This window comes from Lactobacillus sp. WILCCON 0058 (assembly GCF_057198005.1).
Window position 1 is genome coordinate 895,477 of record NZ_JBUBHM010000001.1, and the last position, 15,679, is coordinate 911,155.

At 48.0% G+C, this 15,679-nt stretch carries 12 protein-coding genes and 1 CRISPR repeat array; of the genes, 10 read left to right on the plus strand and 2 right to left on the minus strand.

Annotated features, from left to right (window positions below; genetic code table 11):
• The first annotated feature begins 83 nt into the window (after positions 1-83).
• Genes cas1 through csn2 form a run of 3 tightly spaced genes read left to right on the plus strand, consistent with a single transcriptional unit; the run spans position 84 to position 1,943 of the window.
• Entirely contained in the window at positions 84-995 is a 912-nt protein-coding gene (gene cas1, locus ACYVUU_RS04350; RefSeq protein WP_484500063.1) for a type II CRISPR-associated endonuclease Cas1, read from the plus strand.
• Positions 973-1,278: a CRISPR-associated endonuclease Cas2 gene (cas2, locus tag ACYVUU_RS04355; protein WP_035162685.1), complete on the plus strand. Its 306-nt coding sequence runs from the start codon at positions 973-975 to the stop codon at positions 1,276-1,278. Before cas1 ends, cas2 begins: the two co-directional genes overlap by 23 nt.
• Positions 1,275-1,943 carry a type II-A CRISPR-associated protein Csn2 gene (gene csn2, locus ACYVUU_RS04360; RefSeq protein WP_484500064.1) on the plus strand — a complete coding sequence of 223 codons (669 nt, stop codon included), beginning with the start codon at positions 1,275-1,277 and terminating at the stop codon, positions 1,941-1,943. Before cas2 ends, csn2 begins: the two co-directional genes overlap by 4 nt.
• Positions 1,944-1,974: 31 nt before the next feature.
• A CRISPR array of direct repeats spans positions 1,975-4,787; the repeat unit is 36 nt; unit sequence GTTTTAGAAGGTTGTCTATTCAATAAGGTTTAACCC.
• A 290-nt stretch (positions 4,788-5,077) separates the two neighbouring features.
• Here csn2 and ACYVUU_RS04365 read toward each other — a convergent pair.
• On the minus strand, positions 5,078-5,956 hold the full coding sequence (locus tag ACYVUU_RS04365; RefSeq protein WP_484499368.1) for an IS982 family transposase: 879 nt from the start codon (positions 5,954-5,956) through the stop codon (positions 5,078-5,080).
• A 181-nt stretch (positions 5,957-6,137) separates the two neighbouring features.
• Here ACYVUU_RS04365 and ACYVUU_RS04370 point away from each other — a divergent pair, with 181 nt between their 5' ends.
• The 4 genes from ACYVUU_RS04370 to ACYVUU_RS04385 all read left to right on the plus strand — a co-directional run bounded on the left by ACYVUU_RS04370 (position 6,138) and on the right by ACYVUU_RS04385 (position 11,159).
• Complete coding sequence (locus ACYVUU_RS04370; protein WP_439774904.1) at positions 6,138-7,238, plus strand: thiolase family protein; 1,101 nt, start codon at positions 6,138-6,140, stop codon at positions 7,236-7,238.
• Between the two features lies 1 nt (position 7,239).
• A complete protein-coding gene (locus tag ACYVUU_RS04375; RefSeq protein WP_484500065.1) occupies positions 7,240-8,466 on the plus strand; it encodes a hydroxymethylglutaryl-CoA reductase, degradative in 1,227 nt (408 codons plus the stop codon).
• 3 nt (positions 8,467-8,469) lie between these two features.
• A complete protein-coding gene (locus ACYVUU_RS04380) occupies positions 8,470-9,633 on the plus strand; it encodes a hydroxymethylglutaryl-CoA synthase (RefSeq protein WP_484500066.1) in 1,164 nt (387 codons plus the stop codon).
• Between the two features lie 167 nt (positions 9,634-9,800).
• Complete coding sequence (locus ACYVUU_RS04385; RefSeq protein WP_484500067.1) at positions 9,801-11,159, plus strand: threonine/serine exporter family protein; 1,359 nt, start codon at positions 9,801-9,803, stop codon at positions 11,157-11,159.
• 65 nt (positions 11,160-11,224) lie between these two features.
• On the opposite strand, the gene ACYVUU_RS04390 is transcribed toward ACYVUU_RS04385, so the two are convergent.
• Complete coding sequence (locus ACYVUU_RS04390; RefSeq protein WP_484500068.1) at positions 11,225-11,731, minus strand: aminoacyl-tRNA deacylase; 507 nt, start codon at positions 11,729-11,731, stop codon at positions 11,225-11,227.
• Between the two features lie 62 nt (positions 11,732-11,793).
• Between ACYVUU_RS04390 and prmA the strand changes: the two genes are divergently transcribed.
• The 3 genes from prmA (at position 11,794) to dtd (ending at position 15,636) form a co-directional block, all read left to right on the plus strand.
• Positions 11,794-12,738, plus strand: coding sequence for a 50S ribosomal protein L11 methyltransferase (gene prmA / locus ACYVUU_RS04395; RefSeq protein WP_484500069.1), 945 nt, complete (start codon positions 11,794-11,796; stop codon positions 12,736-12,738).
• Between the two features lie 161 nt (positions 12,739-12,899).
• Positions 12,900-15,161, plus strand: coding sequence for a RelA/SpoT family protein (locus tag ACYVUU_RS04400; RefSeq protein WP_484500070.1), 2,262 nt, complete (start codon positions 12,900-12,902; stop codon positions 15,159-15,161).
• Positions 15,162-15,189: 28 nt separating this feature from the next.
• Entirely contained in the window at positions 15,190-15,636 is a 447-nt protein-coding gene (gene dtd / locus ACYVUU_RS04405; protein WP_484500071.1) for a D-aminoacyl-tRNA deacylase, read from the plus strand.
• Positions 15,637-15,679: the final 43 nt, after the last annotated feature.

Consider the following 15,679-nt stretch of genomic DNA (forward strand, 5'->3'; position numbering starts at 1 on the left):
TGTCTATTCAATAAGGTCTAACGTCGGGAGCTACCCGACAAGTTCATTATAGCATTTAGGTAAAAATAATCAAGGAGATAATTATGGGATGGAGAAATGTGATCATTACACAGCACTCTAAACTATCGTATTCTTCTAATATGATGGTCGTTCATACAAGAGATGGGATCAACCAGATTCCGGTAAGTGACATCAACATGCTGGTAGTATTAACAACACAAGCAGTTATTACTAGTGCTTTAATTGCAGAATTGGCAAAAAAGCAGACGAAGGTAATTTTCGTTGATGAAAAACAAGAGCCAATTTGTGAGACAGAAAATTACTATTCGACTAATTGCCATCCTGAAAAGCTGATAAAGCAGTTTAATTGGGACGAAGACAAAAAACAGATTCTTTGGACTAAAATTGTGGCAGCGAAGATTCAGAACCAAATGAATGTGTTGCGGATTTATGGCTTGCCAACAGACGAAATCGAGAAAGATTTTCTGGAATTGGAACTAAATGATGCATCCAACCGAGAAGCTACCACAGCTAGAAAGTATTTCACGGAATTGTTTGGTAAAGACTTCAAGCGTAGGGAAGATTCAAATGCCTTAAATGCGGCTCTTAATTATGGATACTCCATTTTGTTGTCAGCAGTTAACCGCAAGATTACTATGGATGGTAATCGGACATATATGGGCGTACACCATTCATCGGAACACAATCCTTTTAACCTTGGATCAGATTTAATGGAACCTTTTAGGCCGTTTGTTGACTACTGGCTTTATGACCACAAAAATATAAAGGAATTCACACCTGATATCAAGTATGGTTTGGTGGAACTGTTAAGTCTTAGGATTATCTACAATGGTGATCGAATGATTTTAGGAAATGCGATCAATCAGTATGTGCATGACTGTTTGAGATATTTAGATGGAAATCTCTTTGAGATGGATATTGAGCTGGGGGTTGACTATGAGGTACCAAATGATGCGATTGATGATAATGTTTGATCTTCCGGTTGATACAGCGGTAGACAGAAAGCAATATCGGCAGTTTAGGAAGAACTTAATTAATGAAGGGTTCGTGATGATTCAATATTCTGTTTACGTAAGAGTGTGTGCTTCAAAAAAGGCAGCAGAACTCTTGGAAAAGAGAATAAGAGGATATGTTCCAGAGTATGGTGTTATTCAAAGCTTAATGCTGACAGAAAAGCAATATAACGACATGCATTTTCTGTTGGGTGAGCCAGTGAAGGACATAAGAAATACTTCAGACAGGACGGTAATCTTATGATTATTACGTACAAGGCACACAAATCTTTTGAGATCGAGAACGGAAAGGCTAACGTCATTGCAACGTCAAGTCCAATTGCCTACTGTAACTTGATCGAAGGGATGCAAGAAAAGAATGAGTTACTGTGCGCAGTGAATGAAGATTATGATGCTATTCCGTTGAGCAAGGCAGTGGACTGGCTTGGAGATCCATTAATCAGTGAATCATTGCTTCAAAGGTATATGACCAAATTAACTAGCTATGTTGTTGATGAGCTAAGCTCGGATGGCAGAAACAGAATCATTACTCTCTATCGTGATCTACTAAATGCTGTTCAAGACGAGCTGTTTATGGAAGATTTGACGCTTGAAATAAGCTTTGACACAGACCTGAAGAAACTCTTCAAATTTGGTGGTCTACACTTCAACAAGACACTCACTCGCGATCCATATGGTATAATCGAGACAGTACTTAGGATACATGACAGGTTAGATCTTAAGTCTACTGTTGTTTTTAGTAATGTAGCTCATTACTTAGATGCAGAACAGTTTGAAGAAATTTCTAAGCTGTGCTTAGAGCTAAAAAAGTCTATCATTTTTATCGAGTTTTGTAGCCATAAGGATCAGGTTGTATATGGTGATGCAAAATTCAATTATATTGATGAAGACCTTGTTGATTGGTACTAGCCTTCTATTAAAGCCGTATTAAAAAATAACTGTTTTAGAAGGTTGTCTATTCAATAAGGTTTAACCCCCATAAGACCGGTTTGTGAGTTGTTGCCGTGTTTTAGAAGGTTGTCTATTCAATAAGGTTTAACCCGCGCCACCCTTGTCCTTGCCTTTTTTGCCGGTTTTAGAAGGTTGTCTATTCAATAAGGTTTAACCCTAGCCAGGTTTCAACTTGGGGCAGTACTTAGTTTTAGAAGGTTGTCTATTCAATAAGGTTTAACCCTCGCTTGGCAGCATTTTCTTTGACTCGTTGGTTTTAGAAGGTTGTCTATTCAATAAGGTTTAACCCCGAAGTTCTAGTCATGCGAGAATCGGACATGTTTTAGAAGGTTGTCTATTCAATAAGGTTTAACCCAGAACGCTGATGGCTTGCACTCGTCACTCGGTTTTAGAAGGTTGTCTATTCAATAAGGTTTAACCCACTTTGGAGCGAGACAAGTACTACGAAGAGGTTTTAGAAGGTTGTCTATTCAATAAGGTTTAACCCATGAAAACTTTCAGGATTTTCTGAAAACGAGTTTTAGAAGGTTGTCTATTCAATAAGGTTTAACCCGCTTTTTTTATCATTGTGGTTTATGATAGGGTTTTAGAAGGTTGTCTATTCAATAAGGTTTAACCCACCGGTTTCTTCATCGGCACGACAGCTCCGGTTTTAGAAGGTTGTCTATTCAATAAGGTTTAACCCCACAAGTTGCCGCGCCGTTCGATTGGTCATGTTTTAGAAGGTTGTCTATTCAATAAGGTTTAACCCGCATTCCCTATGACAACAAGCATGACCGTGAGTTTTAGAAGGTTGTCTATTCAATAAGGTTTAACCCAGTTGGTTGTCTAGTTAGTAGCCACCGGCAGTTTTAGAAGGTTGTCTATTCAATAAGGTTTAACCCAGCAACGGGGTGACGACTATCAGCAAGACGCGTTTTAGAAGGTTGTCTATTCAATAAGGTTTAACCCCGACATAAGTTTCCATTTTTAATTTCCTCCGTTTTAGAAGGTTGTCTATTCAATAAGGTTTAACCCCCCTCTTTTCTCTTTTTGTTAAGAAATATTGTTTTAGAAGGTTGTCTATTCAATAAGGTTTAACCCTCTCCACAGTGACGCAAACGGCCAATGCGGGTTTTAGAAGGTTGTCTATTCAATAAGGTTTAACCCCAATCTAGGCCCCTTGTGGGCCCAGATGCTGGTTTTAGAAGGTTGTCTATTCAATAAGGTTTAACCCACTGTAATAGTGGTAACTTGACGGGTCAAGGTTTTAGAAGGTTGTCTATTCAATAAGGTTTAACCCAGCTTGATTAGCAAGGCGGTTGATGGATGGGTTTTAGAAGGTTGTCTATTCAATAAGGTTTAACCCAGTAGCCATGCAGAAGTTGACCGTCAAGCAGTTTTAGAAGGTTGTCTATTCAATAAGGTTTAACCCCCACTTCTTCGTATGACTCACGCACGTCATGTTTTAGAAGGTTGTCTATTCAATAAGGTTTAACCCATCTATGACAACAGAGTCAAGGCAAGCCAGGTTTTAGAAGGTTGTCTATTCAATAAGGTTTAACCCACCCAAGCAAACTGATTAACTACTTGATTAGTTTTAGAAGGTTGTCTATTCAATAAGGTTTAACCCCCTGAACCAATCAACGGGCAGAGGGTGCAAGTTTTAGAAGGTTGTCTATTCAATAAGGTTTAACCCAATTGATCCCTGATCCGGCTTGCCCAACGTGTTTTAGAAGGTTGTCTATTCAATAAGGTTTAACCCTTAAGGTCTACGACCTCATCAGTCGCTCTTGTTTTAGAAGGTTGTCTATTCAATAAGGTTTAACCCCGGCCTTGATTTCATGCTCGCTTGTACTGGGTTTTAGAAGGTTGTCTATTCAATAAGGTTTAACCCGAGGCCGAAAGAAATCGCGTCAAGGAAGAAGTTTTAGAAGGTTGTCTATTCAATAAGGTTTAACCCAAGGCGATCAAAGGAATGCTAGACAACACAGTTTTAGAAGGTTGTCTATTCAATAAGGTTTAACCCTCTGCTAGTCTACCGGTACAGACTAGACCGGTTTTAGAAGGTTGTCTATTCAATAAGGTTTAACCCTTTGCGGCATCAGCATTTGATGCCAAGACCGTTTTAGAAGGTTGTCTATTCAATAAGGTTTAACCCGATGATTTTGGGGCATGGTTTTCTGATCGGGTTTTAGAAGGTTGTCTATTCAATAAGGTTTAACCCTGCAATATACTGGACTGCGCAATCCCATGAGTTTTAGAAGGTTGTCTATTCAATAAGGTTTAACCCAACGGAATTGAGAAACGCCGCTTAATGCTTGTTTTAGAAGGTTGTCTATTCAATAAGGTTTAACCCGGAAACCCATAACCCCAAAATAGAGCGGTCGTTTTAGAAGGTTGTCTATTCAATAAGGTTTAACCCACCACTTATGGCCGGGTCTTTTCAGGTACTGTTTTAGAAGGTTGTCTATTCAATAAGGTTTAACCCGATACTGGTCTGCAAGCATCCGCATTGACCGTTTTAGAAGGTTGTCTATTCAATAAGGTTTAACCCCAGGTCAGCAGCACGCTTGGAATCCTGGTCTGTTTTAGAAGGTTGTCTATTCAATAAGGTTTAACCCATGTATTTGACGGACTTAACGCCAGCAGTTAGTTTTAGAAGGTTGTCTATTCAATAAGGTTTAACCCATGGCATTTCACTTTTTAAGCGCTGAAGTTGTTTTAGAAGGTTGTCTATTCAATAAGGTTTAACCCTCCGAAGGCCAGCTACTACGATCTGGTACTGTTTTAGAAGGTTGTCTATTCAATAAGGTTTAACCGCTACTTGGATGCGTGGATTGAAATAGTTTTATAGGGTTGTTTATTCAATAATGTCTAATTTTCCCAACGTATGTTGGGGTGGCCATCATAATGGCCTAATACTAAGACGACGATTCTACTCATTCCACGCAAGTGAGGGTGATCGTTTTAAAAGGTTGTCTATTCAATAAGGGATAAAAGTGCTTTTCATGATTGAGAAGCACTTTTTCCTTTTGAACACAACAACTTAAAAAAACGCTAAATCAAGCGCTTCACCAAGCAAGCAGTAAGATATTATAGTACGCGTGGTGCTAGTTGAAGAAGTTGAGTCCATATCTCTGTAGGATGTAGCTGATATTGTAAGTTAGTACGATTATCTCGACGGTTTGTTGGAAACCGTCTGTACTTCTTGCAAGAATATTTTCAATTCCGTAGTACTTTAGTACAGAGAACACACTCTCGATCGTTCGGCGAATTGCCATTAGCTCTCTTTTGTTATGCTGCTTAGCACCTTTCATATTTTTCCGGTAAGGTGTCCACAGTATATAGCCGTTTATCTTGAGAGTATCGTGCAGCTGCTTGCCTATATAGCCTTCATCGCCTAAAATAAAGTGCCCTTCGGGATGGGTAGTGAGAATCAGCTCTTCTGCTTCTTTTGCATCGTGTATTGATGCTTGTGTGATTACATAGCCAAGAACATAACCGTCTTGAGCTACGGCAAAGTGGCCTTTAAAGCCGTAATAGTAAAACTGTTTGGTTGAGTTATAGCCAATGTTGGCAATTCCTTCAAACACTTTAGCTCTGCGGTTTCTGATTGGCTGACACAAAGGCATGGGTAGACTGTCAATGATCATGTACTGATCAGACAGATCGACTCTTGAGTTTAGTTCGTTGACGATCTGAACAGTGATGCCAAGAAGCGCTCTAGCTCTGCGATTGAAACGAGATCTGGAGAGCCCACAAAGTCCCCAACAGCGAGCAAATCTGCGCTGAGAAGATATACCTTCCTCAGCTTGCCAGACAAGTAATGCAATAATTTCGTAGTCTGGAACCTTTACCAGACTGGCATTGCGACGGTGAGTTAACCGAGATGGAGCGTACTTGTAATAAAGTTTCTTGCAGATTTTCGACAAAGTTCGAAATTCCACTTGCAAACGGTGACTATAACGTTTAATCTGTAGTTGGTTCAACATTGTAAGGACTCCTTTCTTTTTTCCAACTAGAGTCTACAATGTTGGACCTTTTTTGTTAAGAAATTGAAACTATATTTCAACTAGCACCACGCGTATTATAGTAAAATATACTGGTTATATAAAAGCTGAGCCAAACTCAGCATCCCCAAAACAAAACTTAGTTGAGGAGAAAAAATACATGCAAGATATTTATATTGTTGCGGCCAAGCGAACTCCATTTGGCCGTTACCACAAGCAATTGGCTGACTTTTCCGCCATCGACCTGGGCCAAATCGCCCTGCGCGGCGCCTTGAGAGAAGCGGGGCTTGACGCCGAAGCCCTGGACGCCCTCTTCATGGGCAATGTCCTGTCTTCTGGCCTGGGCCAAAACATGGCCCGGCAAATCGCCTTAAACGCCGGGATGCGGCAGGACTCTGTCGCCGTGTCCATCAACGAAGTCTGCGGCTCCAGCCTCAAGGCTGCCCGCCTGGCTGAAGCCCAAATGTTAATCGGTGACCTGGGCCTGGTTGCTGTCGGCGGCAGCGAAAGCATGACCAACGCCCCAAAGGAAATCATGTTCAGCGATGGTCTCGTTGACTCCTTCTCAGGCAAATCCATGGGCATCACTGCCGAAAACGTGGCTAAGCGCGACCACATCAGCCGCCAAGACGCTGACGCCTTCAGCCTGTCATCTCACCAAAAAGCCGTCAAGGCACAAGCAGAAGGGCTTTTTGCCGACGAAATCATTCAAATTGAAGATCTCAAGCAAGATGAAAACGTCCGCCCGGATACCAGCCTGGAAGCCCTGGCAGGCCTGAAGCCGGCCTTCTCAGAAGACGGGACGGTCACTGCTGGCAACGCCTCCCCAATCTCCGATGGGGCCAGCATGATCATCCTGGCTACTTCCGAAAAAGTTGCTGAATACCAGCTGACGCCTTTAGCCAAGCTGGGCGCTTACGCCGAAGTTGGCTATGATCCGGAATTCATGGGCTACGGTCCATACTACGCTATCCGCAAGCTGCTTAACGAAACTGGCCGGCAGGTAGCCGACTACGACTTCTTTGAAATCAACGAAGCCTTTGCCGCTACGACTTTGGCTGTTGCCCGCGACTTGGAAATTCCTTTGGACAAGGTCAACAAGCAGGGCGGGGCGATCGCTTTGGGTCACCCGCTCGGCGCTTCCGGCACCCGGCTGCTGGCTACTTCTGCCCGCCAGCTGCAAAGAGACGGCCAGCGCGCTATCGCCAGCCTCTGCATCGGGGGCGGCCTGGCCATCGCTTTTGAAATTGAGAAGGCATAAAATGAAATTCTATCAGTTGCCGCCCGAAGAGAGGCGGCAGTTTTTGCAAGATGCCGGGGTTTCTTTAGAAGCCATCCCCGCCGCTGACTTATCCCGCCTGGATGGAATGAGCGAGAACGTGGTCGGGGAGGTCAAGTTCCCCTTGAGCTGTTTGACCGGCGCCCTGGTCAATGGCAAAAAATGGCGGATCCCTATGACGACTGAAGAAGCCTCCGTCGTCGCCGCCGCCAACCACGGCATGTCCGTTTTTGCTAAAGCTGGCGGCGTAAAAGCAAACAGCCGTCGCGACGGCATCTATGGGCAAATCGTCCTAGAAGTCACGGAAGCTTTTTCCCTGGCTGACTTTAAAGAGGAGTTTCAGGCCTATATTAAGGATGCCAACAAGGAATTTGCCAGCTTGATCCGCCACGGGGGCGGCTTAAAAGAACTGACCGCTCGCCAGGAAGCTGACCTGGTCTACCTCCTGGCCCTGGTTGACCCAGCTGAAGCCATGGGGGCCAATAAGACCAACGCCATCCTGGAATTCCTGGCCCAGAAAATGCTGGCCTTTCCTGGCGTTGAAGCTAAGCTCTTCGCCATCCTGTCCAACTATCCCAGCCAGCTGACTACTGCTAAGGTGGCGATTCCTGTTAGTCTCCTGAGTAAAAAAGGAGATCCGGCAGAAGGCAGGGAGGTTGCTAAAAAGATGGCTCTGCTTGCTAAAATCGGGGCCAATGATCCTTACCGGGCCGTAACCAACAACAAGGGGATCATGAATGGGGTGGACGCTGTCATGCTGGCAACCGGCAATGACTACCGGGCAGTTGAAGCAGCAAGTCATGCTTATGCTGCTAGAAGCGGCCAGTACCAAAGCCTCAGCTCCTGGAAACTGGAAGACGATATGCTTCTTGGCGAAGTCACCCTGCCCCTGGCCTTAGGGGTCGTCGGCGGCTCCATTTCATCGCGGCCTGATATTAGACAAAGCTATGCCATTTTAGGTAAAATAAAAGCAGCTGAATTGGCAGAACTGACCGCGGCCGTGGCCCTGGCCAACAACTTCGCGGCTTTGAATGCCATCTCCACCAAGGGGATCCAGGCTGGCCACATGCGCCTGCAGAGCCGCAACGTGGTTCAGACCCTGCCGGCAGCGCCTGAAGAAAAAGAAGCTGTTTATCAAATGATGATTAGCCAGGGAAAGTATGGCGAAACAGCAGCCAAGAATTTTTTGAAAGAATTGCGAGGACAATAATTAATGGACATCGGTATTGATCAGATAGGTTTTTATACTCCTAACAAGTTTGTGGACATGGTTGACCTGGCCAACGCCAGAAACCAAGATCCCAACAAATTTTTGATCGGCATCGGCCAGGACCGGATGGCGGTCGCTGACAAGACCCAGGATGCAGTTTCCATGGGGATCAACGCGACGGCTGAATACCTTGACCAGGTTGATCTGGAGCAATTAGGCTTATTGATCTTTGCGACCGAAAGCGGGATTGACCAGTCAAAGTCAGCCTCCCTCTTTGTCAAGGAAGCACTTAACCTGCCAGCCCGGATCAGAACTTTTGAAATCAAGGAAGCCTGCTTTGCCTTGACCGCCAGCTTGCAGGTTGCCCGCGACTACGTCCGGGCCCACCCGCACCACTCTGCTATGATCATCGGCAGCGACATCGCCCGCTATGGCCTGGCTACGGCTGGTGAAGTTACCCAGGGCGCCGGGGCCATCAGCATGCTGATCAAGGAAAATCCGGCAATTATTGCCCTGGAAGACGGGCACACTTCCCACTCTGAAAACATCAATGACTTCTGGCGGCCAAACAACATGGCCACTGCCGTGGTCGACGGCCACTACAGCCGCGATGTCTACCTGGACTTCTTCAAGAGCACCTTCAAGCCTTTCCTTGCAGAAAAGCAGCTGCAAGTCTCTGACTTTGCCGGCATCTGTTACCACCTGCCTTATACCAAGATGGGTTACAAGGCCCACAAGATTGCCATTGAAGGCCAGGATGACGAAACCGTCAAGCGCCTCAGCGACAACTTCCAGCTGTCAGCCAAGTACAGCCGGCAGGTCGGCAACATCTACACGGCCAGCCTCTACATGTCTGTCTTGAGCCTGCTGGAAAACGGGGACCTTGAAGCCGGTGACCGAATCGGCTTCTTCTCTTACGGATCTGGCGCCATGGCTGAATTCTTCAGCGGCAAGGTGGTCGAAGGCTACCAAAAGCGCCTGCGCCCAGCCCTGCACGCCCGCATGCTCAAGGAAAGAATCCGCCTTGGCGTTGGCCAATACGAAGACATCTTCACTGAAGGCTTGGAAAACCTGCCGGAAAATGTCGAATTTACCAGCGACGCCAACCACGGCACCTGGTATTTGGCCGGACAAGAAGGCTACGTCCGCCAATACAAGCGAAAGTAAATATGAAGTTAACCGCCTCAGCTTGCTGGGACGGTTTTTCTCTGCAAAAATATTCTTTTTGGCAAGCGCTTTAATAGGGGAGGGCGGGAAATAGCAGTCTCTTTTTATGCTAAAATGAAAAAGTTGAGAAATGCAAAGAAAAATGAAAGAAGGCAAACACGGTCAACATGAAAACCGAAAGTACTGAGCAAGAGTACCAACACCACCTCTCTCACCACCACCACATGCGGGTGCAGTGGGAAGAATTCTTCCAAAGCGATGACGAAACCAAGATCAAGGATGCAACTTTGATTGAAAAGGGATCGATCATCTCCCGGGTTGGCTTGATGATGCTGAGCTGCGGGACTGGGGCCTGGCGGGTCCGGGACGCCATGGACACCCTGGCCAGGACCCTGGACTTGACCTGCAGCGCTGACATCGGTCTGATCTCCATTGTCTGCACCTACTTCGACGTTGACAACCAGTCATACTCCCAAAGCCTGGCCCTGCCAACCACCGGGGTCAACATGGCCAAGCTGAATGAATTGGAGAAATTCGTCCGCCAGTTTGAAGCAGCCAGCGGTGACTTCGAAATCAAAACAGTTCGCCGGCGCTTAGGGGAAATCGAACATATCAAAGGGCGCTATCCTCTTTGGGGATCAAGCCTGGCAGCGGCACTAGCCTGCGGCGGCTTTATTTTCCTCTTGGGCGGGGGGATTCCTGAAATCATCTGCTCCTTCATCGGGGCAGGCCTGGGCCAGTTTGCCCGGGGCAGCTTAGGCAAAAGACGGATTACGGTCGCGGCCACGACCGCGGTTGGGGTAGCAGCGGCTTGTTTGTCCTACTACCTGGCCTTCATGCTGGGCCACTTGCTCTTTAATGTGGACATGATCCACATGCGCGGCTACATCGGGGCCATGCTCTTTGTTATTCCAGGTTTTCCCTTTATTACTTCAGGTTTGGACATTGCCAAGCTGGACATGCGGTCTGGCCTCGAGCGCCTGGCTTATGCCATCTTCATTATCTTGATCGCGACTGGCACCGGCTGGATGATGGCCACGGCTTTGCAGATCAAGCCTGGCGACCTGCCGGCCTTGGGCCTTTCCCGGCCTCTTCTGGCAGCTTGCCGCCTTTTAGCCAGCTTCTGCGGGGTCTTTGGCTTCTCCTTGATGTTCAACTCCCACCGGCGTATGGCCGCCGCGGCCGGGGTTGTGGGGGCGATTGCCAATACCATGCGCTTGTCCCTGGTTGACTTTGCCCATTTCCCGGCTCCCTTGGCAGCCTTTTTAGCAGCCCTGCTGGCTGGCCTCTTGGCCGGCTATGTCCGGGAAAAGGTCGGCTACCCGCGGATCGCCTTGACCGTGCCTTCCATCGTCATCATGGTGCCAGGCCTTTACATGTACCGGGGGATCTTCCTCTTGGCCTTGACCAATGTTGGGGCCGGGGCTACCTGGATGACGGAAGCCATCATGCTGGTTTTGTCTTTGCCAGCTGGCCTTTTGACCGCCAGAATCCTGACTGACAAGAAGTGGCGCCGGGTCGATTAAAAAATTGAAAGAAAAAAGAAACAGCTTTTGCCTAACGAAAAGTAGGACAAAAGCTGTTTTTAGTCTTATTCCTGCAGGTCAGCCACCGTGGCCTTGACCAGTTTCTGCAAGTCAAGCGGGTTGACCATGACGCTGCGGCCGACTTCACCGCTGGACACCCAGATCCCGTCTTCTTTTAAGACGCTCTCATCCAAAAAGATCGGGAACTTCTTGCTGTGGTAGATGCCAATTGGCGTGTTGGCCCCATGCACATAGCCAGTAGTCTTTTCCAGCTGCTTGAGGGGGACCATTTCACACTTCTTGTTGCCGGAAGCCTTGGCAATCTTTTTAAGGTCCAAGTGGCCGCTTAACGGCACAACGCCGACGATCGGGCCGGTCTTGTTGCCATTTACCGCCAGGGTCTTGTAAACCGGGTTGCCATCTAAAATGGGGCTGCCGGCACTGACTTGGGCAACTCCGTGGTCTTCAGTAATTTCACTGATATGCTGCTGATAGGCAATTTTTTGCTGGTCAAGGATCTTTTCAACCAGGGTCTTGTCTAATTTATCTTTATTCTTTTTCTTTTTTGACATTGTTATCACCGCTTTCCATGATACCATTTTAAGAGAAGAAGCTAAAGAAAGAAGACGAAATCATGAAATTACTTGAGATCAAGATCGAAAGCAGCTACGACGTTGAAGACGCCTTGGCTTATTTTGCCACGGAAGACTTAAAGGCCTTGGGGACGGAAGCCCGGCGCAGAAGCGACTTTGAACAAGCCGGCTGGCTGCACGACTCAACGGTCGTTGACATGGACGACATCCCCAACCTGCCTGATGAACTGGAATTCATCGCCTACTTTGATGAAGAAACTGACCCGGAAGAAACGGTTAAGCGTTTCAAGGAAAAACTGGCTGAACTGGCAGGCTACGGCTTAAAGACCGCCCCAGGCGAAATCTCCGTTGACTACGTGGCCGACCAGGACTGGAACACTGTTTGGCAAAAGTACTACCACGTCATCAACCTCTCCCGCCACCTGGCTATCGTGCCGGAATGGGAAGACTACCAGCCAGCCTTTAAGGACCAGGAAATCATCCGCCTGGATCCAGGCCTGGCCTTCGGGACTGGCAACCACCAGACGACTCAATTAGCCATGCTGGGCATTGAACGGGCCATGGTCAAGCCTTTGACAGTGGCAGACGTGGGGACTGGGTCCGGCATTTTGGCGATTGCTGCTCACAAACTGGGGGCTAAGAGCGTTTTGGCCACTGACATTTCTGATGAGTCAATGACGGCGGCTGAAGAAAACGCGGCTTTAAACGGCATCCACGACATTGCCTTGCAAAAGACCAGCTTGCTGGCTGATGTTGACGGCAAGTTTGACTTGATCGTGGCCAACATTCTGGCTGAAATTCTCCTGGACCTCATCCCGCAGCTGGACAGCCACTTAAACGAAGACGGTCAGGTCATCTTCTCCGGGATTGACTACCTGCAGCTACCAAAAATTGAGCAGGCCCTGGCAGAGAATTCCTTCCAAATCGACCTCAAGATGCGGGCAGGCCGCTGGATCGGCCTGGCAATTTCCCGCAAGCATGACTAACTCTTTCAGTATTTAAGGAAAAATGCGCTAAAATAAAAGTAAAAGAAACTCTCATTTTTTTATAAGCAGTCCAGCTTAAGAGTTTAAGCTTGTGTTAATCGAACTTTTTGCGCTAAAATAACAGGTACTGATTAATTAAAAGTTAGAAACTGGTGATCTAGATGTCAAAGTATACTGAAATGACTCACGAGCAGGTCATGGCCGCCTGCAAGAAATACATGACGGCTGACCAATTGGCCTTTGTCGAAAGTGCTTATCAATTCGCGGCCCGGGCCCATGAGGGACAAACCAGAGCCTCCGGCCAGCCTTACATTGTCCACCCGACCCAGGTAGCAGGAACCCTGGCCAATTTGGGCCTGGACCCGGACACGGTAGCTGCGGGCTTTTTACATGACACGGTTGAAGACACCGCGGTCACCAATGACGATATCAAGGAAAAGTTTGGCGCCGACGTGGCCTTCATCGTTGACGGGGTCACCAAGTTAAACAAGTACGAGTACAAGTCTCACAAGGAATTCCTGGCGGAAAACCACCGCAAGATGCTGATCGCCATGGCTAAGGACCTCCGGGTCATCCTGGTCAAGCTGGCTGACCGCCTGCACAACATGCACACCCTGGAGCACCTGCGTCCGGACAAGCAGCGCCGCATTGCCGCTGAAACCCTGGACATCTATGCACCACTAGCCGACCGGCTGGGGATCGGGACCATCAAGTGGGAACTGGAAGACATGTCCTTCCACTACATGAATCCGGAAGAGTACTACAAGATTGTTTCCATGATGGACGCCAAGAGAAGCGAACGGGAAGGCTACATCAAGGATGCTATCGACTACTTGCGGGGGACTCTTGATTCCTTGGGCATCAAGTACGACATCAGTGGCCGGCCGAAGCACATCTATTCCATCTATAAAAAGATGGTCAACAAGCACAAGGACTTCAACGAGATCTACGACTTGCTGGCTGTCCGGGTGATCGTGCCGACGGTCAAGGACTGCTACGCGGTCTTAGGGGCAGTTCATACCAAGTGGAAGCCAATGCCTGGCCGCTTTAAGGACTACATTGCCATGCCTAAGGCTAACGGCTACCAGTCCCTGCACACGACCATCATTGGCCCTGGCGGCAAGCCTTTGGAAATCCAGATCAGAACTGAAGAAATGCACGAGGTTGCCGAATATGGTGTTGCGGCCCACTGGGCCTACAAGCGGGGCAACTTCCAAGGCGTTGATGAAAAAGACGGCGGGGCTCTGGACATTGGCCGGGAAATCCTGGAGTTGCAAAAGGACTCCAGCGACGCTGACGAGTTCATGGAAGCCGTTCATTCGGATATTTTTGCCGACAAGGTCTACGTCTTTACGCCTAAGGGCGAAGTCTACGAACTGCCTAAAGGGTCAGTCACCCTGGACTTTGCCTACGCCATCCACACCCAAGTCGGTGACCATGCCATCGGGGCCAAGGTTAACGATAAGCTGGTTCCTTTGGACTACAAGCTGAAGAACGGTGACGTGGTCGACATCTTGACCCAAAGCAATGCCCGGCCATCAAGAGACTGGGCGGAAATGGTCAAGACCTCCCGGGCCAAGAACAAGATCCGCCGCTACTTCAGAGACATTGACCGGGAAGAAAGCGTGGCCCGGGGCAAGAGTGAATTGACCGACCTGCTTAAGGAAAACGGCTTAAGTGCCAAGGACTACTTAGACAAGAGCCATATCGACGAGGTTCTGGACCACTTCAGCTTTAAGACCGATGAAGACATGTACGCGGCTATCGGCTTTGGCAACATGTCAGCTTTGTCCATCTACAACCGCTTGACGGCCGACCTACGCCGGCAGCAGGAAGAAGAAAAGCAGAAGCAGTTTGAAGCCCAGATCATGTCTGCCGGCCAGCAAGCCGCTGCTTCCAGCGTGGTTAAAAAGCCCGCTCCACAAAAAGACGACGCCAAGTCCAAGGTCAAGGGCAAAAAGCCGGACAGCTTAGTCCGCGTCCAGGGCCTAGAAGACCTGGACCTGCACTTTGCCAAGTGCTGCAACCCGGTTCCAGGCGACCCGATCGTCGGTTATGTCACCAAGGGCCGGGGGGTCACTGTCCACCGGGCTGACTGCCGAAACGTAGTTAGCGCTGACCCGGCTGCTCAAGGGCGGATGATCGATGTTGAATGGAACAATATTGATGAAGGCAAGCAGGCCAGCTTCAACGCCAACTTTGAGCTCTTTGGCTACAACCGGCAGAAGCTGCTCGGTGATGTCATCAACCGTTTGAATGCTTTGACCAAGAACATCACCAATGTTTCAGCCAGCGTCAATGAAGAAAATATTGCCCACTTCTACATCACGGTTGAAGTCAAGAATGCCGCCCAACTGAATGACATCATGGCCAAGCTGCGGGACATTCCAGACGTTTACGACACCAAGCGGACGGACAACTAGGCTAGAAGCAGGGAGATTTTTAGAAAAAATGCGCGTAGTAATTCAAAGAGTCAACCATGCCGCCGTCAGAATCGACGGCAAGACTGTCGGCCAGATTCAAAAGGGCCTGCTTTTATTAGTCGGCCTGGCTGAAGGCGACGGGGAAGAGCAGGTAGTCAAGGCCGCTGACAAGATCGCCAAAATGCGGATCTTCGAAGATGAAGTAGGCAAGACCAACCTGGGCATCAAGGATGTCGGCGGGCAGATCCTGTCCGTCAGCCAGTTTACCCTCCTGGCCGATACCAAGAAGGGTAACCGGCCAAGTTTTGTTCACGCCATGCGGCCGCCTAAGTCCAGCCAGCTCTGGGAAGACTTTAACCAAGAACTGGAAAAGCGGGGCTTGACCGTGGAAACCGGGGAATTCGGCGCCGACATGAAGGTCGAACTGGAAAATGACGGTCCTTTCACGATCGTCTTGGACCTGCCAGCAGAATAATCTGTAAAAAAACGCTTTCTAACTTGATTAGGAAGACAAAACA